The sequence below is a fragment of the Echinicola vietnamensis DSM 17526 genome (assembly GCF_000325705.1).
GTDB classification, from domain to species: Bacteria; Bacteroidota; Bacteroidia; order Cytophagales; family Cyclobacteriaceae; genus Echinicola; species Echinicola vietnamensis.
Genome location: NC_019904.1, coordinates 4,146,296 through 4,168,150, shown reverse-complemented (window position 1 = coordinate 4,168,150; position 21,855 = coordinate 4,146,296). Strand labels below are relative to the sequence as shown.

The window sequence follows — 21,855 nt, the reverse complement described above, 5'->3', positions numbered from 1 at the left end:
CCAAGCCATATGACAAATTCAACTTCAAGAAATATCCATCAGGGCAGAAATATCAAACGCTTTAGGGAAATGCTTGGCATCAAACAAGATTCTTTGGCGCACGAAATGGGAGAGGAATGGTCCCAAAAGAAAATTTCCTTATTGGAACAAAAAGATACTATCGAAGAGGACATCCTCCAACAAGTTTCTGAAATTCTTCATATCCCCCTGGAAGCCATCCAAAACTTTGATGAGGAGCAGGCGGTGAATATTATTTCGAATACTTTTCATGCTAATGATAGCGCCACAGGCTTCATTTATAATAACTACCCTACTTTTCATCCAGTAGACAAGTTGATCCAGCTACATGAGGAAAAAATAGCATTGTATGAAAGGATGTTAATGGAAAAGGATGAAATGATGTCTAGATTGGAGCGATTGATAAACAATAAATAGGATTTATTCTAGAGGATTTGAATAATCAATTCTTTGCTTGGTTTTCTCCCTTTGACCCTGGTTTAAAATATACGCAACTTTCTCTGCCCTTTCTTCACAAATATTCTTAATAATATCCCCATTTTTGTGTGGTCGTGTTTCTCTCTGATTTAGTTCATTTATTCGGTTTTCAAGCACCTTGCTATTGCTAGGTGGTGTACTTAAATCCTAGACTGGTGCACTTAAATACTGAGGTAGTGTACTTAAATCATGAGCTGGTGCACTTAATTTGAGCCAACAACATAATAAAGTCCTTTACCTTTTTCCTTTGGCTCTAACAATTCATAATTCTTTAAAGACCTAAGTTCGATGCCTGTTTTTGACTGTCGTTCAATTGTAGTTGTTCAAACAGAGCCAACCAATCTACGCCGTGTTGATCAAGAAAATGATGAAGCAACAAATGGGTTAAGTATTACGAGATAAACATCTTTGGATAAATTGGTCCAAAAATTATTAGGATGTATTAACTATTGAGATATTGTAGCGTAGAAGAGCAATTTTTCGTCTTAGCTAAAAGAGGACTAAAATGAACAAATTTTCATTTATACTTTTATTATTCCTGCTCGCTGAATGTAATGCAGAAGCTCCCGAACCAGTCCAAACTTTGGATGGGATCAAAAAAGCAATTATAGGAGAATGGAACTGGGAAGAAACTATTGTTCACTATAGAGGTCAAGAACCAGTCGTCAAAACACCTGAGAGTGAAGGAAAAACCAAAACTTATATCTTCAGCAAAGATGGGAAGCTGAAAATCCTTGAAGATGAAACTACCATACAGGAGACTGATTATGAGATTGTTTTAACGGAAACCTCTGGAATTAAATCAATTACCCTGTTTAGACTGAATTTTTCGGATAATGGTGGATCTATGTTTCTAACTTTTACAAAACACAAATTAAACCTATCTAACGGATTAGGATTAGAAAGTAGTTTTACTAGAAAGTAAAAAACGACTAAATACTCCTACCCTTTTTCCGCTTCTTCTTTTTCTTCCGAGGAATTGGATCTACCTCCTCAGCAGTAGGAACAGGCCTAAGCAACAGGTCAAGAATATCAATGGCACTGCCAATAATTTGATGACCAAGGCCAATTTCTTTTCCGTCTTTTGCTGTAATTCCCGCTGATTTTGAAGGTCCATTTTTATCAGTTCCAAATTGGATTTCATTTTTACTACGCACTGATAATTTGTCTCGATCTGATCGTTCTGTCTGTCCAGCTTTCTGCTGATGTGCAGGAGACTGTCCTGGATCTTGGGAATGTACCCCATGAACTCGAGTTGCTTTTTGACCATTTCCTGATAGCCCTCCTGGGTATTTTGATGTTGTTCTTGTGTTTGCCTGGCCAATTGCTTGGCGATCTCTAGTTTGCTCATAGTTTAAAGTATTTGCGATATTCTTCCATTTGAACTGGTTGCCCAAGGATTGCCCTTTGGCCTTGAAGCCTCCATAGCAGTAGGCCACTCCTGATACCCTGCCGGTACTGGCCTGGTTGAACAGTAGATTGGCCCCTGCTACCTCGACTTTTTGGATAAAGTCTGCCATAGTATTGGTCTGATTCAAGGCCTCTCCAACAATTTGCTGCAGCACCATTTTCTTGGAGGGTTTTCCGGTCCTCATAACCATTTCGATTTCATCCTTATTGGGTGCCTTAATCTTAGCTTCCTTGCTGCTCTTTACTTGTTGAAGCCCATATTTCTTTTCCAGTTTCCGTACGAGGCTTTCACTCCTTCTAAAATTATTGCTGTCAGAAACCACCGATCCATCAAACCGGTTTCTCAGTGCCAGCAAGTGGCAGTGGGAATGGTCGGCATCATGATGCCTGAAAATAACATAGGCATTGTCATCGAAGCCCATGCCTTTCAGGTATTCACCCGCAATGGACAACATTTTTGCATTTGATATTTTTTCCTCCTTGCCAAAGCTTAGGCTGACGTGGTAGGTATTCCGCTTGAGTCCGGGATTCATACTCTTCATCAACTCCACTTCTCTCTGTACCATTTCCCTGTCCAAACTAGTGAAGTTGGTTTCCAGGACTTCAGCACGTTTTCCTTCATCACTGGCCACCATCTTTTTGAGATTGTAATCCAGTGCTCCCATAAAATTTTTTCCGATGGACTGTTTAGCGATCATGGAGCAGCAGTTTGATGATCTGGTCCAGTTTTGCGGAAAGGGCATCAATCGCCCTCATCCTGTCTGCGGACACTTCAAATTTTGAATTGAGTTGCCTTGCGATCTGGTTGATATTGTTGCCGATCCTTTTGAGCTCCACATAGGTCTGCCTGTCCAGTTTGGGCACCTTGGCCTTGGGCAACCTGTTTTTGAACACACAGGCCCTGACCACGTCAGCGGCCGGCATCGCTGCCACTTCGCATAGACTTCCCAGCAGCCTGACCTCTTCTTCGGTCATGCGGAAAGTAAACTTTATATTCCTCTTCTGATCCTCGGGTTTCTTTGGTCTTCCCATGAGTGAAATGAACGGAGTGAATTTCAACCTGAGCGAAGCGAAGCAAGCCGTTTTGGTCTTACCAAAACATGGCTTGCTTCGCTTCGACTTATAAAACGTTGCTACATTCGCATACCAACGCTTTTTGACTTTCGGTGGTAGTCGTTTAGATCCTTATGCCCTAAATATTTACCTGATTGATCAGTGCATTGGCTGAAGTCTTTAAGCAATCTTTTGGTCCACGCCTTGCCCTGTATATCGTTGTCCAGGTAGAGGTTTACCCGTGGAAAATCTGCTATAATCTTTCTTGCCGCATCCATGTTGGACAGGGAATTCAGCACCAGAAAGTCATCGAATTCGGCCTCTTTTTGGTTTCGCTCATAAAAGCTGAGTAGGTCAAAAATCCCTTCGAACATTTGGAGGGTTTTGCCATCACCCGGATAGTAACTAATGCCCTGGGCACTGCTTCCTTTCCAATAGACATTCCGGATGGCCCAACCGTTCTCGTTTTTGTTTCCGATCCCGAAATACTTTTTGTCCCCTATGGAATAATACACTTCCTTGCAAAATTTGGATGCCGTCTCGGTGCTGACCTTCCGATGGAGAAGGTAGTCCATTAAGGCCGGGTTGCTTCCAATGGCTTTGACCGATCGGATTACTATTTTATGCTCATGCTCCTTTTCCATGGATACCTGTGGGTGAAAAGAAAAAGAGTTACCAGTAATATCTTCGATGTAACGAAGGGCATCGGAAACGGACAAGCCTGGTTTCAATTTCATGACCAGGTCAAGGACCTTTCCCCCATAATTGTCGTCTCCAAAATCAATCCATAGGTTCTTGGAGGCACTGACCTTAAAGGAAGGGGTATGCTCTTTTCTGTATGGGGAATGATAGAAATAACTGTCCCCGGAAACCTTGGAGGGCTTGATGCCAAGCTTTTCAAGAAAGGCAATAATGGACAACTCGCTTGCTTGTTTGATGTTCATGGTAAGGTTGTTAAATGGTGAAAATGTAAAATATGCCTACTACGGCTACTACATACTACAAATCGCTCCCTAATGAATATTGAAAGGTGTTTTTAGGAAAGTTTGTAGTGTAGTACCCTTTTATCTGGTGTTACTACAGGCTACTACAAGTAGCTGTGTAGTAAGCTGTAGTAGTTTTCTCTTTCAACTGCCTACTACACTTAAACCACTGTATATCTAATGGTTATAACCTTTGTAGTAGGTAGTACCCTGATTTTCTATTTTGACATAATATCCCTTTCTGGGATAGGCCGATGAATGGCGGCCACGCTTGGAGCACTGCTCAAAGCCCAATCTTTTAAGCGCCTTTCCGACCTCCTGTATGCTGATCCTGACCTTCCCACCTTCAAGACCGGTCAACGTGGTTACAATATCCGATGCGGTCATAAAGGGATCTTCCTTGGTTCCCGGCATAAGGTATTTCTGGACCAGCTCAAACTCCACGGTAAGTGAACTGAAAAAGACATTGGCCCTTTCATTCTCCTCGATCTCCTCCCGGGTCATTTCAAACCGGTAACCAGAATGCAGGAGCTGATAGGCCTGGGACCAGACAATATTGATGTCAATGTCCTTTTTATAATCCCAGTCAATTCCCTTAAGAGGAAAACAGAGCCAACGGACACTCCCTGTCTCATCGGTCAGGAATTCGGCCTTGTTGGTACTGCCCCATATGGATGCCCTTCTTGGCTCCATCTTGGCCTTGCGGTCATAGGGGTGGCGAACTTTCACGGTTGACTTGCTCATCAGGGTTTTCTGGGCATTGATCTCTGCCCGGGAAAGGGTGGAAAGTTCATCCTGAATGATTCCGAAATTCTGGCACAGGGCAATCAGGCTGTCCTTGTCCACTGAGATATTCTCAGCATAATACTCCCTTAGTTCAGGAGGAATTAGAAAACGTGTCAGCGTGGTCTTCCCGGTATTCTGCTTGTCCTGAATAAAGATGAAGGCCTGCTTGTTGTAATAATCGTCCCATATACTGCAGGCCACACAGCGCACCAGCCATTTCTTGAACTGTACATTAAACCGGTCCTGGTCCTCGGCATGGATATAGGAAGCAAAGCGGGCGATATAATCGCCATGCTCTGCCTGGTTCCATAGTTCCTTGTGCTTTTCGAAATAGGCCACAAAGGGATCGGTTGAGGGAATATAGTCCGAACTGAGAAAGGAGGATATTTCACCCACCGAAGTCCGGTAACCTCCTGCCCTGGCTTCTATGTACAGTGTATTGGGATTGACCGGATGGTAACGGTTGGTTTCTTTCTCACTGGCAAACACCTCGTTCAGCACAACGTTATTAATGAAATCGTACTTGGACATCAGATACCTGATCATACGTACCGTGGAAGAATTCGAGTCACCATCAAGGTCTTTGACTTTTCTATGGGTTCTCATAATTCCGTTCAAATAACTTGACCAAAGTTTAATTTACCTGGTTTTCTTGTATCGAAAGGCATCCAATTTGATCTCACTCTCGGGTTTATGGCTGTTTTGCAATAGCCATTCATCAATTTTCTTTTTCTCAAAAAATAGCATCTTCCCATTGGGTTTGGAATATGGAATTTTGGCCTCATGGACTAACTTGTAGATAAATGATTTTTTGAAGCCAGTATATTCAGTTAGCTCCTCTACATTCAGTATATTTTTTAGGCCACAAATATACTTTTCAATTCGGTTGAGTTTTTGTAAGATAATTTCGTTTTCCATTGCTTTTTATTTTGTTTGATAGATGAAGCAAAGGAAATAATTGAAAAACTTAATTTGGATGACAGCTTAAGCCTCCTTAATATTTTTATGGTGATTCTTAAGATAGTTGCTCCATTTCATTAAAGATTTGGTCGATATCATCCTTATATTTTGGAGCAATGCTGTATTTTCTATTATTGGATTTCGAAGCATAAAGTGACCCAGGCTTAAGATGACCATTTTTATTGGTGAAAATTTTTCCAAGATTAGAACTGTTAAGGTTAACAGTGTATTGTTGTAATTTGGTTAATAAATAGGATGTTGAAGGGTTTCTAAATTCCAATTTAAACATAGGGTTTAGGGGAAATTTTCCACCTAAAAATAACATGACAAAATTTTCACGATCTTCGATTCTGACTTGATCATCATCGTACATAAAAATTCCATGTTTTACAAAATTGTCAAAAATATTCTCTAATTGACTTTTGTTCAATTCAATCTCGAAATCCTTGATTTTATTCTCATTTACTATTTTCTTGGCTTTTGGCAAAAACCGTTCTTCAAACTTCATGCTCCAAGTAAAATCCATGAAAATAAGGGAGATGATAAATAGACCAAAGATCAAAGAAAAGAATGCTATATCTTTCAAAAGTAGGCCATAGGAAGAAGAATTAAGGAAAACAAAAATCGATAGGAGCATAATGGGTACAGAGAATGAGTAGAAAAATAGTCTTGGCTTTTCCACTTTTTTCTTCATACCGACCGGTTTCCTATTAAACATATATTCTGAATACCAAATGGGATATCGCCTTACCAGTTTAAAAATATAGTATGCTCCCACAACAATCATGATAGTAACGGTAACATATCTAAATGTATTAAAATCCGAATAGTAAATAAATAGGGTATTGTAAGCCCCAGCCAATAATAGGAGTAAAAATACCATTATGACAATTCGATAAGGAAAATTATCCATAACCTAAAGTTTTATGTTTAGTTCAAGATTTGGTATTATATGGGCAGACTCCCTCATTTTCTCGTCCACGATTTTAGCATAAATGGCCGTTGTTTTAATCTCCTTATGTCCTAATCTCTTCTGGACGGTGTATAGGTCAGCGCCATTTTCCAATAAAAGTACCGCATTGGTGTGCCTGGCACTGTGAAAGGTAATGTGCTTGAATACCCCAGCTCGGTTGCACCACCTCACAATTTCATTATTATAAACAGCACTGTATTTAAGACCGTAGAATACCCTGTCATGTGGGGTTTGCCGTTCACCAAGTAAATCCCTTGCCTGCTTGGAAATATATAGGTACTCCACCCCATCTGTTTTCTTTTGTCGAAAGTTTACCCTGAAAGTGTTATCATCCTCATCCCGGACCTCAGACCAAGTAAGGTTATTGATATCGGACCACCTAAGCCCGGTCAAACATGAAAACAAAAATGCCTTTTTCAGAACCTTGTACTTACACTGGGTATTGGTGAGAGCCTGTAGTTCAGAAAAGGTCAAATACTCCCGTTGACTTTCTGCTTGCTCAAAGGATTTCACCCTGGCAGCGTAGTTGATGTTTAAATAGCCTTCATCAAAGGCACTTCTTAGACAGGCTTTGAATTTATTAAAATAGGAGTACTTGGAATTCATGGAAAGGGGAAGATCACTCTTCGTGCGGGCTTTTTCATCAAAATACCGTCTTACCCTTTTGGTAAAACTATCGTCAACCTCATCAAATAGAAAATTAGAACTGACACAGTTTTTCAAGTGAACAAATGCAGAAGTCCATACACCATAATTCTTTTCTGAATTGGCTTTTTCTTCCATTTTCTCCTTATAGAAATCAAGAAAAGGCCGTTTGGATTTGCTTATATTCTTTACATCAAACTTTCCCTGAATGTAGTCACTTTGTCGGATCGCAAGGATATTTTCTGCCAGATGGAGACTTTCCTTGTTCTCCTTCTTTTCTCTAGCAGAATTTGGATTTTGGTGCAGGTAAATCTTCAAGAACTCAAAATCCCTTAAATGGATTCGCTTGCCTTTCTCATCAGTGGTAGAGCCTTTATAGTATTCTATAAAAAGACTTAGCTTTCCATTCTGTAGTTTCTTCTTCTTTAAAGATATCTTCATAACACAGGTATGATTTAAAAGTTGAACAATTGTACAACCATTTTTTATAAAGATGTACAAATGATGTAACCAATGTACTAATAAAGAACATTATGACAAAATATAAACCAGTCAAATAACTGATTTACAGGGTAAAGTAAAACATTTAGAATTAAAGAAATCTGGGTTTATTTGCCGATACAGAACTTGCTAAAAATATTAGCCAGTAAATCATCGGTAGTGATCTCGCCGGTGATCTCTCCAAGAAAGTGTAAGGATCGCCGGATGTCCATCGCCAAAAAATCGTTTGTGATCTCATTGTCGATGCCGTTCAGCACATCGATGAGTGATTCTCGCGTTTTTACCAACGAATCGTAGTGACGAATATTGGTAACCACCGTGTTACCAGTCTTAAATTTATCCAAGTTGACCAGCTCCAGGACCTTATCCCTCAGGTCATCCAAATGCTCTTTCTTGCCTGCAGAAATAAAAATGGTATCCGGATGCTTTTCTTTGAGTGCAGCAATAAAGCTGTCACTTGCCTTATCGATCTTATTAGCTACTTTCACAAAGGGGACCCCTAGGTTTTCCAACTTATTGATGTCCCGATTGATTTCTACCATGTCGGTATCGCTGAGGTCAAACAGGTACAGGATCAAAGAAGCAGACTTCATCTTCTCTTGCGTCCTAGAGACTCCCATGGCTTCTATCGTATCTGTGGTCTCCCGCAGTCCCGCCGTATCGATAAACCGGAAAATGACACCACCGATATTGATTTCATCCTCGATAAAATCACGGGTGGTTCCGGCAATATCCGAAACAATAGCCTTTTCTTCATTGAGGAGTGCGTTGAGCAACGTAGATTTTCCAGCATTCGGCTTACCGGCTATCACTGTCGGCACGCCATTTTTAATCACATTGCCGAGGTCAAAACTACCAATCAATTGCTCTACTACCCTCAAGAGCTTGTCTACCAACCGCTGCAGGTCGTCGCGACTGGCAAACTCCACATCCTCTTCCACAAAATCCAACTCCAATTCAATCATGGAAGCAAAATGAATCAACTCATCCCTTAGCCGTTTGATCTCTCCACTAAAGCCACCCCGCATTTGGTGAAGGGCCGCTTGATGGGAGGCCTCACTGTCCGAATGGATCAAGTCTGCCACAGCCTCTGCTTGGGCAAGGTCAAATTGCCCATTCAAAAATGCCCGCTGGGTAAATTCACCCGGTTTGGCTGGCCTCGCTCCTTTCCGGATCAACAACTTGATCACTTGATTGATAATATAAGAAGAACCATGCGTAGAAATTTCCACCACATTCTCCTTGGTAAAGGACTTCGGCGCCACAAACAACGAAACCAAGACTTCATCAATGATTTTTTCCCCATCTCTGATGGTACCATAATGTATGGTATGACTGGCTTGTTCTTCCAGGTTTTTACCTGAAAACACTTCATTGGTAAGTTTGATGGCATCCTTACCAGACAAACGGATCACGGCAATGGCCCCTACTCCTTGCGGTGTAGCCAATGCGATGATCGTGTCTGTTTTATCACTGATGGAGAAACTCATTACCTTAGCTTATACATGAAGCCACAAAGATACAAGACATTAGGAGAAATGCAGAATCCCGCCCCGACCTATTTAAGATCACGATGGTCCTTTAGGAACATGCCCCCTCCAGGCCTGGTATTTTATCAGGAGTACAGCTCTTGGCGATTGGGCAAAACCCCAGCAATTGTGCTGATCACGTTTAGCAATTGGGGTTAAGGACTGCATGGTCCCCAACCTGCCTCCTTGATCATACCAGGCAAAATCCATGACCACCTACAAAAAAAGACGCTATTCCTTTCCAAACCGCTCGATGGTTTCCTTAAGATCCTTTATAAACGCATCTGGCTTTCGATACCCGGGAAGTTGGGTAATATTTTCCATGGTCGCGTCGATGATGACAAAATTGGGGTAAGAACTGACCCGCATGGCACGGGCCATACTCGCTTCTGTGTATTCCTGGCCTTTAAACTCAAACTTCTCGCCATTATTTTCGGCATCCAGTTTTACGGCGTAAAAGTTTTCATTCAGGTAATGAATTACCTGATCGTCAGTGAAGGTCTCCCGGTCCATTTTCTTGCACCACCCACACCAGTCGGTATACACATCCACAAGAACCATCTTGGGATCTTCCTGATTCAGTGCTGTGGCCTCTTCAAAAGAATACCACTTAATGGCGGGTTTATCTTGGGCCACACCATAATGAGCCCAAAAAGTCAATACAAGGAGAGGAAGTAATCTTTTCATAGGGTTTTTCATAATATCCAAAGCATAAGCATTTCTAAACCTTCCATTGAATACGAATATGATGATTCAAAGTTGCGATAAATAGTTAATGCTCCATTCCGGGAAATAACCCCTTCAAAACTTAATGATTAATTAATTCCCTCCATTGCGCTTAACTTATTGAAATATAAGAATTTTATGAGTATTCGCCATGTTGCATATAAAGCAATATTCTATGGGTTTTGGATCCTTTCCTACTTTTTCCATTGATGAAAAAGTAGGTAAAAAATCTAGGCCTGTGGGATGCCCTTTAAATTGGGAAGGACATTTGTCCATGCGACAACGGATAATTTCCCAATTTAATTTTAACAGCATGGTTCCTGCCTAAAAGTGAGCGGATCTCGCTGCTCCACGACGCGAGCTAGCTCCCTTTCTTAACGGCCTACACCATACTGTTAAAACCGGACATACCAAGGGTCATCCTTTATCCTGATATGATGTTTTGCCCATAATTGAGTACGTGTAAGATTCCGGATACACATAAAGAATTTTAATAACAAAGTGAATATACAATCTAACCCGAAACTGTTACTTATCAACAATAATCGCATGTTTACTACTATAATCACACAATAAATACTAAATATACCTATTTTTACTAATAATAAATCAATTTTAACTATATTGAATTAGTTTTAAACCAACCCTTATTTTATAATGAAAATTTTTACACTATCTCTATGTTATTTTATGTTTCAGGTAGGTTTTCTTGCTGCTCAGGATCAGCCTCCTGGAAATGAACCTCCCACCGACTCACCCTCCCCCGGAAAGTGCTATGTAAAATGTATTACTCCGGATGAGTTTAAGGAAGAAACGGTTACCGTGGAGGTGGAACCAGCCTACACGGTACTAAAGACTTATCCTGCGACCTTTAAAACCGTTGAAGAACAGGTATTAGTGAAGGAAGCTTCCAAGGAATTAAGGTACGTGCCGGCCGTTTATGAAACGGTGGAGGTGCCTTATATTTCTAAGGAAGAAGCAGAGAACCTCGAAGTAATTCCCGCATCTTTTGGAGATGATCTGGAGGAAATTGAAACATATCCAGAAGTAGGAAGATGGGAATACCGCATATTAGAGGACTGTCCTTCTGCCAATAAGGAAGACTGTATGGTCGCCTGTTATGTAGAATATCCCTCAAAAAGCGAAACTGTCCCCACCAAAACCCTTGAGGCGGATGCCAGTACTTCCCCTATTCCGGTGGCAGAGGAAAATGCTTCTTATACAAAAGAAGTGGTCAAAACACCTGCCCGCATGGAAGAAATTGAAATTCCAGCAGAATATGCGACCATTACCCGTCAGGTAGTGGACCAACCTGCCCGAGTAGAGGAAGAAACCATTCCTGCCGTGACCGAAACAGTCACCAAAACCGTGCTGGTCAAAAAGGGTGGCATGACCGTTTGGGAAGAAGTAGATTGTGAATTGGTGGGAACAGCCAACCTGCTGCCCATTTTATATGAACTGAACAGCGCGCGCATAACACCGGAGTCAGAAGAAATCATTGATGAGCATCTGCTTTCCCTCATGCAAGATAGCCCTGCACTAAGAATCGAAATCATGTCCCATACAGATTCCAGGGGCAGCGATGATTATAACATGTCCCTTTCCCAACAACGTGCCCAATCGGTGGTAAACTATCTGGTAGGAAAAGGAATCAACCGTAACCGGCTAGAAGCCAAAGGATATGGCGAAACCCGCTTGGTAAACAAATGTTCCAATGGCGTGGAATGTACTGAAGCCCAGCATCAAGCCAACAGAAGAACAGAATTCAGGATCATCCAATAAAGCATGGCTTTATATGGACAAGGCATTTGCCTTAAGGCATAAAACCATTCCCAGTGATCACTGGGAATGGTTTTTTTTAGGATTAAGCCATATTTCTGGGAGGCATTACAAATAAGAACCAGATGAGGTAGATGTGCTGATTGCACAAGGGAGCCTCCTTCTTAGCCAGATGAATTCATATCATCGTAGATTCCTGAACGGATATTTCCCTTTTAATTTACCAACACCACAGGAATGGCGGCCCTTCGGTTTCGCACCTCAATACCAAATTGATCCCAGAGTTCATTTTTCATCAGGTCATCATATTTATAATGGAAATCCCAGTCTCTAGGACTTTTATCATCTCCACTGTATTTGAAAAGTGTTTGCTTTTGGAGCGAGAGCAGTACGGCCAGTTCCCTTATACTTAGGTCATCGGCCTCTATCCTGCTGGTGCCGATCAATACCCGGTTATCGACATTTCCCCAGTTGATCTGGGCATTGTCCCAAAGCTTGTCCGGCACGGTAGGAACCAATTCCTGAAAGTCCATCTCCCTGGTAACCTCTGAAACTTCAAATCCAAATTGGGCCGAAATCTGTTTGGCAATACTTTCTGGGTCATTTCGCCAAGGGGAAATAGGAACCTTGGCCTGAATATCCACATCAGGATATTCCATAATCACTTCAAAACTGGAGACACCGTACAGCTTTGCCATCAAAGCAGAAAGCTTTCCCTGAAAGGCGACATACTCCTCATGAATATCCAAGTGAGCAGTACAATCCCCTCCGCAGAGATCCACCTCTAAATTATCTACCACCACTTCTTCTGACAAGAACTCAGGGCTTGATTGAACTTCAATAAGGGAAGCCAAATGTTCCGTTTGCCGTTTTTGCTCCTTGCGGAGCCAATGGTCCAATTTTTCAATGGACAAGTCTCCCGGCTTCCCATCCCATACCAAACGACCTTGGCTGTTCAATACTGCCACATGAGGCCTTGCTTTTACCTGATATTTTTCAAACGTAAAGTTGTCAGCGTCCTGGTACACGGCCAATTTTATCGGATGCCGTTTCAGGTGGTTGGTAATGGTGCCGTAATATTCGTCGGAAAGGGCAATGAAATAAATATCATCCTTATACCGCTCTTGGTAAATTTCCATCTGTCGGGTAGCGGGAATGCAGGGTGCACACCAACTGGCCCAAAAGTCAATCACCAGCAACTTTTGATTTTTTAGAAGGGCCAATTCGTTTTCACTGATTTTTTCAGCTACTTTGACGGCTTGGCCATTCGCCATAGATAAGCCCCAAAAGATCCAAAAAGAAAATGCAGCAAGTCGTTTCATCCATCCATTTTATCACAATACACCCCTATACTGAATAAAAACGCTGATGAAAGCAAGTAAATTATTCAATTCATTTAATGGTCATTTCAATTTCCACTCCCAATTCCCCCGCTAACTCTTCCAGATAATCCCTGAAATAAGCTTCTTGTGCAAAACCGGGGTTGGCCAATTCCCAAGCGGCAATCGCATAATATTTCACTGGCTTAGCTTCTTCGACCTTTACTTTGGCTAAAAAACTATCGGTGAGCTGCCCAGTATGGGGTGCTTCGATCCAGCCCTCATAAACTGCTGTGGGAATGATCAGGGCCAGTCCCAAATACCATTCCTTGTCATAAGTTTGCCTGTCATGGGTATAAAGCACGGTAAATCCTCCCTTTTCAAACTCCTGTACGACCTTATCTGTATGAATATTAACAAGGCCAATCACACCCGTTTCATCACCTTGCAGGTTTTCAAACGTAACCGAGTTAAAATAACCATACATGCCAGGCCAAATCTCCGTGGTCTCTTTTACCTGATAAGTTCTCCCCGTTTCCTCGGGTGTCCAATCCTGATAATCATATTTCATCAATGAAATCAAGGGGCCACTTTCCACCACTTCAAAAGTCGTGGCCGCCACATTATTGGCACTGTCCCGCTGGGTGACGCCCAGCCGTACCAATTGCTCTTCTATCATGAGCGAATAGCCACCAATCCCTACCGATGTGCCCACCGAAAGGATATCGCGCCCCCAATCCTCCATCACATGATAATTATCTTCCGTTACCCCTGAGGCATTGATTCCTACATTTCTCGGTGACATGGTACTGACCTTTTTGCCGAAAACATCCTTGGAATTACGGCCGTCCAAATAATGGCGAAATCCAACTTTGTCGTTTTCCCATGATGGCCCATCGGTTTGATAAGGCTGATAGCCCATGACACCGGGCAATTCCTTTGGGTAAAAGGTGTCCTTTATGGCAGGACGAACCGTATCCGATTCCGATGGCCGAACCCCAAACCTTACATAGGTTCTCTCTGGCCAATTTCTATGGTGCTCCACCCAATTCAAACCAATTGACGTCGAGGAAGATTTTTCCACATCCAGCAAGAAGAACAGCTCGTCCCAATTTCCATCGCCATCCACATCTACCAATTGGCTGGGAACAGTATCGTTTTGACCGGTAGTCAAAACCGGGTATTGCTCGTCTCTATAGCCCGTTTCCAGTTGCGCCTTCGGGATCCGAATGGGCTTTTCGGTCAAGTCGATGTCACTGGTATTACGGATGGTAAGCGTGCTGTCATACGAAACGTTCTCTTGACAAGCTGCCAGCATGACTGCTGAAAGCCCAAGAAAAATTATCCGACATGTCCTGAGGGATGGAATCATTGGAAAGTCAATTTATGGGTAAAGGGTGTTATGCCTGTAATGTAAACATGGTTGCCTGCTGTCCGTAAGGATCCAAAATGAACACTGTACTGCTCTCCATCCAATCGACTGATCCGTTCGTGAGCTTTTGACCCTGGGCCAAAAGTGATTTGATCCCCGTCTTTCTCATAAACTCCTTGACCATCTGCCAGGAAGAAATTGTCTTCACCTTGAGTGGCTTTATCCACTCCCTTTAAGCGGCCACCTTGATCAAAACACATCTCCACCGTAACCTTCACCCCTTCCAGTCCGGATACGTCAATAAGGAGTTCGACCGTTCCGTTGGATTCTTCAATGGTCACGCGGCTTTCCAAGGTTTTCACATTACTTACGGGCCGTTTATCAAAGGCCATTTTGCTCCAAAACCGACCGTCTACACTGGGAGTGAGCTCGTAATCCCCATCTTCTTTTCGCAAGGCTTTGGGCAACGGTTGGTAATAAGGTGCCTCCAATTTTTGATAGAGCATGTATTTGCCATCTTCTTTGGTAAGCCCATGGCTTCTAAAATGGCCCATGCTAAAAAAGCTGGAGGACATCCGCATATACCAAAGAATGGCCTTGCCTTTTCGGTAACTGAAAAAATTTGGGCTGACGGATCTTCCAGAGGCGATGATCAACGGCCAATCCACACCGCCAAAAATGGTTGCCGTGGTGTTTTCACGCCTGATTCTAGCCAAACTGCTGGTCGTAAACAGCTTCTCAAAATTTACGGGAACAGCCTCCCCTACTGGAAGCTCTTTCCGAAGCTGCTCATCTTCCATGAAATGAAACAGGGCTTCTTCCACCACTATCCGATCAAACCCTGGAAAACCTTCAATAAGCTGACAAATTTTGGCAAAGCGGCCGTTTTGATCGTAATTGGCCAAATAGCGGTAATGCAAGTACTGCACCACAATACTACGGTGCGAATATTGGTCCTGGCGTCTGCTGTCCGTAGTAACCAAGTCCCCGTTTGGCTCCATATAATAATAAGTCATTTCCAAACTTTTCCTTGGCGCTGCATACAGCTCCGGACGATCCAAAAGCCTTCCCATGGCGATAAAAGCATTATTCTCGACATCAGAATAATTCATGCTTCGCTCCGGATAATGTCCATCCTGATCCATATAAATACCTTCGCTAAGCCATTCATCTATTCTTTCGACATACTTTGGGTCGGGATAGAGTTGATTGATGCGCGCCAAGGCATGGCACACTACCCATCGGTGGTTAGGCGTATGAATCCCGCCCACGACCAAAGCCTCGCCAGTTTTGAGGACAAACCCTTTGATTTTAGCTTTTACGCCATCCAATTTAGCATCGGACTGTTGGCTTAGGATAAAAACACCGGCACATAGCGGCTCCATGATAAAAGCCGTGTCAGGTGGAGATTCCAAGTTGCCTGCATTGATGGTACCATCAGGACGCTGGTTTTCAATCAGTTTATCCGCGGTATAATCCAGTAATGTGATAACTCTCGGATCTTCGTAAAACCTAGCGTCAGCACAGCAATAGGCAGAAGCCAGCATGGCAAAATTATACCCAAAGCTACGCCCGCCATGCTTATTAGCCTCGTCTCCCTTTTCCAATAGCTGCTGAATATGTTGGTCGTTCGCTTTGACCATGTCCTGCCACAATTGCCCCTGTCCGCTGTACCTGGGTTTTTCTGGTAGGGAAAAACCAAGTGTTGGCATAAGGTACAAAGCTGAGCCGAGTCCAAACGTTTGCTTTAGAAAAGTACTTCGATTGATTTTTTTCATAAATTCCATAAGGTTATTGGGCAGTATAAAACATTTTAGAGGAAAGGCCACCGTTATGAGCTGAATGTGATGTGGCACGCTCAAATTAAAATAAAACTTTTTAATACTACCTGCATGATTCATTTGCCTTGAGGTTCATTTTAAAGGAGGCTGTCTCATAAGTCCTCGTCATTGCGATTCCGATGGATATCGGAAGAAGCAATCTCGTCATACGTGCAATGAAAGCTCATCGAGATCACTTCACTCCGCTCGTGATGACGGATTATTTATTTATGAGACAGCCTCCTACAATTAAACCCCTAACAATTAATATCCGTCATTTTGTGTAATACTGTTTCCGGTTACATCCACTTCGCTTTGCGGGATAGGACGAAGGCTGTGAAAAGGCTTAATGGCATTGTTTAGCGCAGCATGCGGATTATGTGCCAGCACCCTTTCTTGCAATTTACCCGTCCGCTTTAGGTCCATCCATCGGCTGATTTCACCAGCCATTTCGATGGCACTTTCATCCAAAATCACATCAAGATCAATGTTTCCTGCGTCCACCATCCTATCCAGCCCGGCCCGTTGGCGAAGTGCATTGACATGTGCGGCTGCTTTGCCGGCATCTCCAGCCTGAAGGTAGGCTTCTGCAGCAATCAACCTGGTCTCTCCCGACCGGATCAGAACAGCGTCCCGCTCCCCATCAGGATTGATACCTGGGTTGGTATAAGCCACTCCGGGATCATCAAATTTCTTGAACATTGGAAAATGAACTTGGGTCAAACCGTCCGGGGTGAAATATTCGTCCGGATTGAAAACCACATAATCTTTACTGTTGATGACCGATGCTGCCCACGCCGTCTTCGGAAAATAGATACTGGTATCGCCTTGTTGAATGATACCATCTGGACCGTTCACCTCTGCAATCATCAGCCTGCGGATCGTCGCAGATTCCCTTTCATCTCCATCCTCGAACAAACCGAAGAAATAAGGTGTAGGAGCCCTTCCCAGCCCTCTGTGATAAAGGGTCGAACGGGTCTGCCCCGGATATACATCATACACAAACTTGAAAAGCAAATGGCGGAAGTTACCGACTCCCCTCGAAACAGGATTGTCACCATAAAGCAAGGAAAAGATAACCTCTTCATTCCGCTGGTTTTCGATGGATACCAAGGAAGCAAAGTCATCCACCAAAGGATGGTTCTCAATCACCGTTTCTGCCAAAGCCGCCGCTTCCGTAAAGTCGCTGTCGTTACCAAACGCTCTATAGCCCCTTGTCAACAACACCTTGGCCGTTAAATGGCGCACAGCGTCCTTGGACACTTTTCCATAGCGGGCTGGAGTTTCTGCTACCCCATCCAAGGCATCCTCCAAATCGCTTAAAATCTGATCGTAAACTTCAGCTTCGCTTGCCCGAGTAAAATCCGTTTGAGCGGTCTTTACTTCTTCAAGCACCAACGGTACCCCGCCAAAGTTTTCCACCAAGTGAAAATAGGCAAAAGCCCGCAAAAACTTAGCCTCGCCAACTCCTATGGCGCGATCCGCATCACTTAACCCCTGCACTTGGTCGGCCCTGCTGATGGCAATATTGGCTGCAGAAATTACATTGTAATAATTGGTCCAGTAGGTCTGCAGTGATCCGTTTACGGGTCGTAAATTCACGTAATCGTTCAGCTCACTGATTCCCGCTATGATATCCCTTCTCGTAAAAATATCCGTCCCTTGATGGTCTAGGTCGTAAAAGGTAGTGGCCAGTCGAAGTTTATCGTAGGCATTGGCCACCATTTGATCCAAAGCAGTAGGATCACTCAGTAGAATCTCATCGGACAGGTAATTCCTGTTTTCTTCTTCCAAAAAATCGGAGCAAGAAGCCAAGCCCATTATTCCAATGATACTTATGACTATTATGATATGATTTTTCATGATCCTTTCCATTTAAAATTTAACGTTGATTCCTCCCATAAATATCCGGGACATATAAGCCGATCCCCAGCTGTTTCTGGCAGCATTTTCAGGATCCCATCCTTCATAATTGGTGAAGGTAAATGGATTCTGAGCCGTAAAGTAGAGCCTCAAGTTTTGGATTTTGAGGGCATCCAGCACGGGTTGCTTAAAATTATACCCCAAGGTGATGTAGCCCACCTTTACGAAGGATACATCGTGATAAGTAAGCGGTTCCGAAAAAGGTCCATTATTGCTGGGCTGGAACCATTCATTTGACGGATTATCCGGTGTCCAATAGTTGGTTTGAAGGCTATTGAACCGGGCTGGCGTGGAATCAAATCCACCAGAATGTGATATATGGAAATAACTGGCCGATACCGCGCCTTGGTTGGTCCTGACAAAAAAGGTGAAATCCCAATTTTTGTAATTAAAGGTGTTGGCAATGCCCCCACTCCATTTTGGCATATTGGAGCCAATTACGGTACGATCATCTGCATCAATGGATCCATCATCGTTCAGGTCCCTTACCCGCACTTGTCCAGGCTGCTGACCGTAACTTTGGGCTTCATCCGCTTCATCCAACTGCCAAATACCATCAAAAACATAAGAATAGATGGATCCCACAGGCTCACCGACTTTGTGCACATAAGAACCAGCCTGCACCCCAAAAAGAATTTGGTCCAGGTCCCCATAAAGTTTGGTAATCTTATTATTGTTCTTGGCAAAATTTAGGGAAGTGGTCCATTTAAAATCCCCTGTATGGATATTCACGGAGTTTAAACCAAGTTCAATTCCCTTGTTTTCTGCTTCACCCACATTTTGGAACACGCCCGAGAAACCTGAAACGGTCGAGATCGGTCTAAAAAAAATAATACCCGTATTTTTACGATGATAGATATCCAAAGACCCGTACAAACGATTGTTAAAGAAACCAAAGTCCAATCCAAAATTAAATTCCTTGGTTTTTTCCCAAGTCAGGTCTTGGTTGGCCAAGTTGGTGACATAGGCCGTCTGGGTAACTTGATCCCCAATATTGGTGAAATTATTGCCAATCAGCGAGAGGGATCCCAATGGTACCAGGCCTCCTCCCGTGCCATTATTGCCCGTTTCGCCATAGCTCAGACGAAGCTTTAGATCAGCTATGAAGTTTTGGTCCTGCATAAACCCTTCATCAATGATCCGCCAAGCAAAAGCTGCCGAAGGGAAAAAGGCCCATTTATTTTGCTCCGCAAGGATGGATGAACCATCATAGCGGCCAGTAAGGGTCAACAGGTATTTATCCTTAAAAGCATAATTTACCCGTGCAGTATAGGATTCCAAGGTTTGCTTGGAAAAGCCACCATCTGCCGTTCGAAGATCGGAACCCGCATCGATATTGTAAAACAGGAATTCATCTGTGCCATAATTCCGACGTTGCATCAGATAGTTTTCATAGCGATCCATAAACAGGGAATACACAAAGGTGGTATTCAAGCGGTGATCACTACCAAACTCGAGGTTATAATTGACGATGTTATCCCAAGTGTAGGAAATCCGGTTGCGGTTGTTGACCTCAGCACGGGTATTTCCTTGCTGGCCACTGGTGGATTTGGCATACCTTCCACGGTACTCACCATACCTACTGAATTCAATGTTCGGAGAGAAATTGGAACTGATCTTTAGGTTTTCTACTGGCGTAAAAGACAGCGAAAGGTTACTCAAGTAATTGAGGGTCCTGGTCTCCCGGGTGATGTTGTCCGGCTCGAATAGCGGATTGGTAATGAAGGTTTCTCCTTGCAAAGGGAAAAACTGCGGATCACCATTTTCGTCAAAGGGAGTGCCCGTCGGCCTTAACCGGTAGGCACTTCGAAGACCTTCCCTACTGCCTTCATTTCTGATGGCAAAGGACGCGTAATTGTTAAATGCCACAGAAAACAGGTCGGAAAGTTTACTGCTCAAATTGCCCCTGATGGTGTAGCGCTCATAGTCTTCCCCTTCAAAGGTCCCCTCATCTTGGGTATAGGCCACGCCAATCCCATATACCGTCTTGTCATTTCCTCCATTAAGGCTCAGGGTATGGTTTTGTTGCATCCCATTATGCTGGATCAGGTCAATCCAATTGACATAATCTCCATTGGCCACATTTTCCAATTCATTTGGCCGCATGTAGTCGGAAAGATTGACATCACCGGCATTTACACTAAAGTCGCCTGAAGCATAAAAATTACCGACCACCGCATCTCTAAAATACTGGACAAACTCCTCTCCTTGGAGCATATCGGGTAAATTATAAGCCTCCTTTACCCCAATATAGTTGTCGTATTGAACGGTCATTTTACCTTCACTGCCCTTCTTCGTCTCGATGATCACCACACCGTTACTTCCTCTGGACCCATAAATGGCAGTAGCAGAAGCATCCTTGAGGACATCCATTCGCTCAATATCAGCCGGATTCAGAAATGAAATGTCATTGACAAAAATCCCGTCTACAACGAAAAGTGGGTTTTGGCCTGGATTAAATCCGCCTTGTTCCACGGTTTCATTGGCGTTGATGGTGTTTGATCCACGAATTCGGACATTGAATCCTCCTCCCGGTTTATTATCTGCCGCTTGGATATTGACACCGGCTACCTGCCCTTGGAGGGCTTGAAAGGCATTCACCTTATTGGCCTCCTGGATGTTTTTGGAATCCATGGAAACGACCGAACCGGTGAGGTCTTTCCGTTTGGTCTCGCCATATCCTACCACCACTACTTCATCAAGCTGGGACACATCCGGATCCAATTCGACCTGAATAGTGCTTTGATTATTAACGGAAATTTCTTGGGTAACGTAGCCTACAAATGAGATCGATAATACCGCCGTGGCCGGCTCGTTTACCTTGACCGTAAAATTACCGTCCAAATCGGTGACGGTTCCTGTGCCAGAGCCTTTGACGAGTACAGTGGCACCAGGAATTGGCTGCTGGTCTTCGCCAGAAATAACGGTTCCGCTAATTTCAGCAGTTTGTGCAAGTACTGCCTGAGGCACGTGAATGCTTAAAAGAATGATCACTGCATACATGATGGATAAAGGGACCTTCCATTGCATTTGGACCTTGTGGTCCAAAGTGGTCCATTTCCATGGCTTTTTGGGGAAAATGTGTTTCATAGGGTTATTATTTTGGTTTATTGAAAATGATGACTTTTAGTTATGTCACTAAGGTTTATATTACATTGGATACGGGTGAATTAACCATATAATATTTCAGATATGACATTCCTCAAAGTAAAAGTGTTGCTTCAACAGTTCCAAAACATAATATGCAAACGTTTGCACCAAATGGATGTAAAATTTTTATCGAATGAAAATTATAAAAATGCTAACGAATGACGCCAAACAGCTTGCTTATCAGTAGAATAATAGCATTAATAACAACTATAAAAATCAATAGTCAGCTCGTCCAGTATTTTTATTTGCATACCCGAATAGGCAAATGCAGAATGACTGCAAATGGATAGCCGACTTCATTTCTTTCTCAAAAGTCGCTTGCTTCTTGCAAGAGGAGCATTGCAAGAAGCAATACGCTCAGGTATTAATGTTCAATAGGGAAAAATCCTTTCCACAGCATCTGTCCGGTTGGCTCTATACAGTCTTCGAAA

The 21,855-nt window shown here is 43.1% G+C and carries 17 protein-coding genes; 3 read left to right on the top strand and 14 right to left on the bottom strand.

The genetic code is table 11. From position 1 onward, the window contains the following. The first annotated feature begins 9 nt into the window (after positions 1-9). Both ECHVI_RS17115 and ECHVI_RS17110 read left to right on the top strand, forming a co-directional pair. Positions 10-435, top strand: coding sequence for a helix-turn-helix domain-containing protein (locus ECHVI_RS17115; protein WP_015267279.1), 426 nt, complete (start codon positions 10-12; stop codon positions 433-435). 565 nt (positions 436-1,000) lie between these two features. Next, on the top strand, positions 1,001-1,420 hold the full coding sequence (locus ECHVI_RS17110) for a hypothetical protein (protein ID WP_015267278.1): 420 nt from the start codon (positions 1,001-1,003) through the stop codon (positions 1,418-1,420). A 7-nt stretch (positions 1,421-1,427) separates the two neighbouring features. Here the strand turns inward: ECHVI_RS17110 and ECHVI_RS17105 are convergent, their stop codons facing one another. The 9 genes from ECHVI_RS17105 to ECHVI_RS17065 form a co-directional block, all read right to left on the bottom strand. Beyond that, the gene (locus ECHVI_RS17105) at positions 1,428-2,603 is read right to left on the bottom strand and encodes a relaxase/mobilization nuclease domain-containing protein (protein ID WP_015267277.1); all 1,176 of its coding nucleotides are present in this window, start codon (positions 2,601-2,603) and stop codon (positions 1,428-1,430) included. Next, positions 2,593-2,937: a plasmid mobilization relaxosome protein MobC gene (mobC, locus tag ECHVI_RS17100; protein ID WP_015267276.1), complete on the bottom strand. Its 345-nt coding sequence runs from the start codon at positions 2,935-2,937 to the stop codon at positions 2,593-2,595. Before mobC ends, ECHVI_RS17105 begins: the two co-directional genes overlap by 11 nt. Before the next feature lie 101 nt (positions 2,938-3,038). Beyond that, positions 3,039-3,902: a toprim domain-containing protein gene (locus ECHVI_RS17095; RefSeq protein WP_015267275.1), complete on the bottom strand. Its 864-nt coding sequence runs from the start codon at positions 3,900-3,902 to the stop codon at positions 3,039-3,041. A 216-nt stretch (positions 3,903-4,118) separates the two neighbouring features. After that, a complete protein-coding gene (locus ECHVI_RS17090) occupies positions 4,119-5,333 on the bottom strand; it encodes a VapE domain-containing protein (RefSeq protein WP_015267274.1) in 1,215 nt (404 codons plus the stop codon). Between the two features lie 33 nt (positions 5,334-5,366). Then, positions 5,367-5,645, bottom strand: coding sequence for a helix-turn-helix transcriptional regulator (locus ECHVI_RS17085; RefSeq protein WP_015267273.1), 279 nt, complete (start codon positions 5,643-5,645; stop codon positions 5,367-5,369). 97 nt (positions 5,646-5,742) lie between these two features. Further along, positions 5,743-6,600, bottom strand: a complete 858-nt coding sequence (locus ECHVI_RS17080) for a hypothetical protein (RefSeq protein WP_015267272.1) — start codon at positions 6,598-6,600, stop codon at positions 5,743-5,745. A 3-nt stretch (positions 6,601-6,603) separates the two neighbouring features. Further along, positions 6,604-7,746, bottom strand: a complete 1,143-nt coding sequence (locus tag ECHVI_RS17075; RefSeq protein ID WP_015267271.1) for a tyrosine-type recombinase/integrase — start codon at positions 7,744-7,746, stop codon at positions 6,604-6,606. A gap of 167 nt (positions 7,747-7,913) precedes the next feature. Next, the gene (gene mnmE / locus ECHVI_RS17070) at positions 7,914-9,296 is read right to left on the bottom strand and encodes a tRNA uridine-5-carboxymethylaminomethyl(34) synthesis GTPase MnmE (RefSeq protein ID WP_015267270.1); all 1,383 of its coding nucleotides are present in this window, start codon (positions 9,294-9,296) and stop codon (positions 7,914-7,916) included. A gap of 270 nt (positions 9,297-9,566) precedes the next feature. After that, a complete protein-coding gene (locus tag ECHVI_RS17065; protein WP_015267269.1) occupies positions 9,567-10,022 on the bottom strand; it encodes a thioredoxin family protein in 456 nt (151 codons plus the stop codon). A 696-nt stretch (positions 10,023-10,718) separates the two neighbouring features. Here ECHVI_RS17065 and ECHVI_RS17060 point away from each other — a divergent pair. Further along, positions 10,719-11,843, top strand: coding sequence for an OmpA family protein (locus tag ECHVI_RS17060; protein WP_041738811.1), 1,125 nt, complete (start codon positions 10,719-10,721; stop codon positions 11,841-11,843). Positions 11,844-12,055: 212 nt separating this feature from the next. Here the strand turns inward: ECHVI_RS17060 and ECHVI_RS17055 are convergent, their stop codons facing one another. The 5 genes from ECHVI_RS17055 to ECHVI_RS17035 all read right to left on the bottom strand — a co-directional run bounded on the left by ECHVI_RS17055 (position 12,056) and on the right by ECHVI_RS17035 (position 21,364). Beyond that, on the bottom strand, positions 12,056-13,162 hold the full coding sequence (locus tag ECHVI_RS17055; RefSeq protein WP_015267265.1) for a TlpA family protein disulfide reductase: 1,107 nt from the start codon (positions 13,160-13,162) through the stop codon (positions 12,056-12,058). Between the two features lie 70 nt (positions 13,163-13,232). Continuing rightward, entirely contained in the window at positions 13,233-14,531 is a 1,299-nt protein-coding gene (locus tag ECHVI_RS17050; RefSeq protein ID WP_015267264.1) for a DUF4861 domain-containing protein, read from the bottom strand. Then, entirely contained in the window at positions 14,528-16,309 is a 1,782-nt protein-coding gene (locus tag ECHVI_RS17045) for a hypothetical protein (RefSeq protein ID WP_041739961.1), read from the bottom strand. Before ECHVI_RS17045 ends, ECHVI_RS17050 begins: the two co-directional genes overlap by 4 nt. Positions 16,310-16,615: 306 nt before the next feature. After that, positions 16,616-18,214: a RagB/SusD family nutrient uptake outer membrane protein gene (locus ECHVI_RS17040; RefSeq protein ID WP_015267262.1), complete on the bottom strand. Its 1,599-nt coding sequence runs from the start codon at positions 18,212-18,214 to the stop codon at positions 16,616-16,618. A gap of 12 nt (positions 18,215-18,226) precedes the next feature. Next, the gene (locus tag ECHVI_RS17035; RefSeq protein WP_015267261.1) at positions 18,227-21,364 is read right to left on the bottom strand and encodes a SusC/RagA family TonB-linked outer membrane protein; all 3,138 of its coding nucleotides are present in this window, start codon (positions 21,362-21,364) and stop codon (positions 18,227-18,229) included. Positions 21,365-21,855 lie beyond the last annotated feature (491 nt).

Bases quoted from the DNA above. Each gene is read 5' to 3' on its own strand.
- ECHVI_RS17115 (WP_015267279.1), top strand. From the start codon at position 10: ATGACAAATTCAACTTCAAGAAATATCCATCAGGGCAGAAATATCAAA.
- ECHVI_RS17110 (WP_015267278.1), top strand. From the start codon at position 1,001: ATGAACAAATTTTCATTTATACTTTTATTATTCCTGCTCGCTGAATGT.
- ECHVI_RS17105 (WP_015267277.1), bottom strand. From the start codon at position 2,603: ATGATCGCTAAACAGTCCATCGGAAAAAATTTTATGGGAGCACTGGAT.
- mobC (WP_015267276.1), bottom strand. From the start codon at position 2,937: ATGGGAAGACCAAAGAAACCCGAGGATCAGAAGAGGAATATAAAGTTT.
- ECHVI_RS17095 (WP_015267275.1), bottom strand. From the start codon at position 3,902: ATGAACATCAAACAAGCAAGCGAGTTGTCCATTATTGCCTTTCTTGAA.
- ECHVI_RS17090 (WP_015267274.1), bottom strand. From the start codon at position 5,333: ATGAGAACCCATAGAAAAGTCAAAGACCTTGATGGTGACTCGAATTCT.
- ECHVI_RS17085 (WP_015267273.1), bottom strand. From the start codon at position 5,645: ATGGAAAACGAAATTATCTTACAAAAACTCAACCGAATTGAAAAGTAT.
- ECHVI_RS17080 (WP_015267272.1), bottom strand. From the start codon at position 6,600: ATGGATAATTTTCCTTATCGAATTGTCATAATGGTATTTTTACTCCTA.
- ECHVI_RS17075 (WP_015267271.1), bottom strand. From the start codon at position 7,746: ATGAAGATATCTTTAAAGAAGAAGAAACTACAGAATGGAAAGCTAAGT.
- mnmE (WP_015267270.1), bottom strand. From the start codon at position 9,296: ATGAGTTTCTCCATCAGTGATAAAACAGACACGATCATCGCATTGGCT.
- ECHVI_RS17065 (WP_015267269.1), bottom strand. From the start codon at position 10,022: ATGAAAAGATTACTTCCTCTCCTTGTATTGACTTTTTGGGCTCATTAT.
- ECHVI_RS17060 (WP_041738811.1), top strand. From the start codon at position 10,719: ATGAAAATTTTTACACTATCTCTATGTTATTTTATGTTTCAGGTAGGT.
- ECHVI_RS17055 (WP_015267265.1), bottom strand. From the start codon at position 13,162: ATGAAACGACTTGCTGCATTTTCTTTTTGGATCTTTTGGGGCTTATCT.
- ECHVI_RS17050 (WP_015267264.1), bottom strand. From the start codon at position 14,531: ATGATTCCATCCCTCAGGACATGTCGGATAATTTTTCTTGGGCTTTCA.
- ECHVI_RS17045 (WP_041739961.1), bottom strand. From the start codon at position 16,309: ATGAAAAAAATCAATCGAAGTACTTTTCTAAAGCAAACGTTTGGACTC.
- ECHVI_RS17040 (WP_015267262.1), bottom strand. From the start codon at position 18,214: ATGAAAAATCATATCATAATAGTCATAAGTATCATTGGAATAATGGGC.
- ECHVI_RS17035 (WP_015267261.1), bottom strand. From the start codon at position 21,364: ATGAAACACATTTTCCCCAAAAAGCCATGGAAATGGACCACTTTGGAC.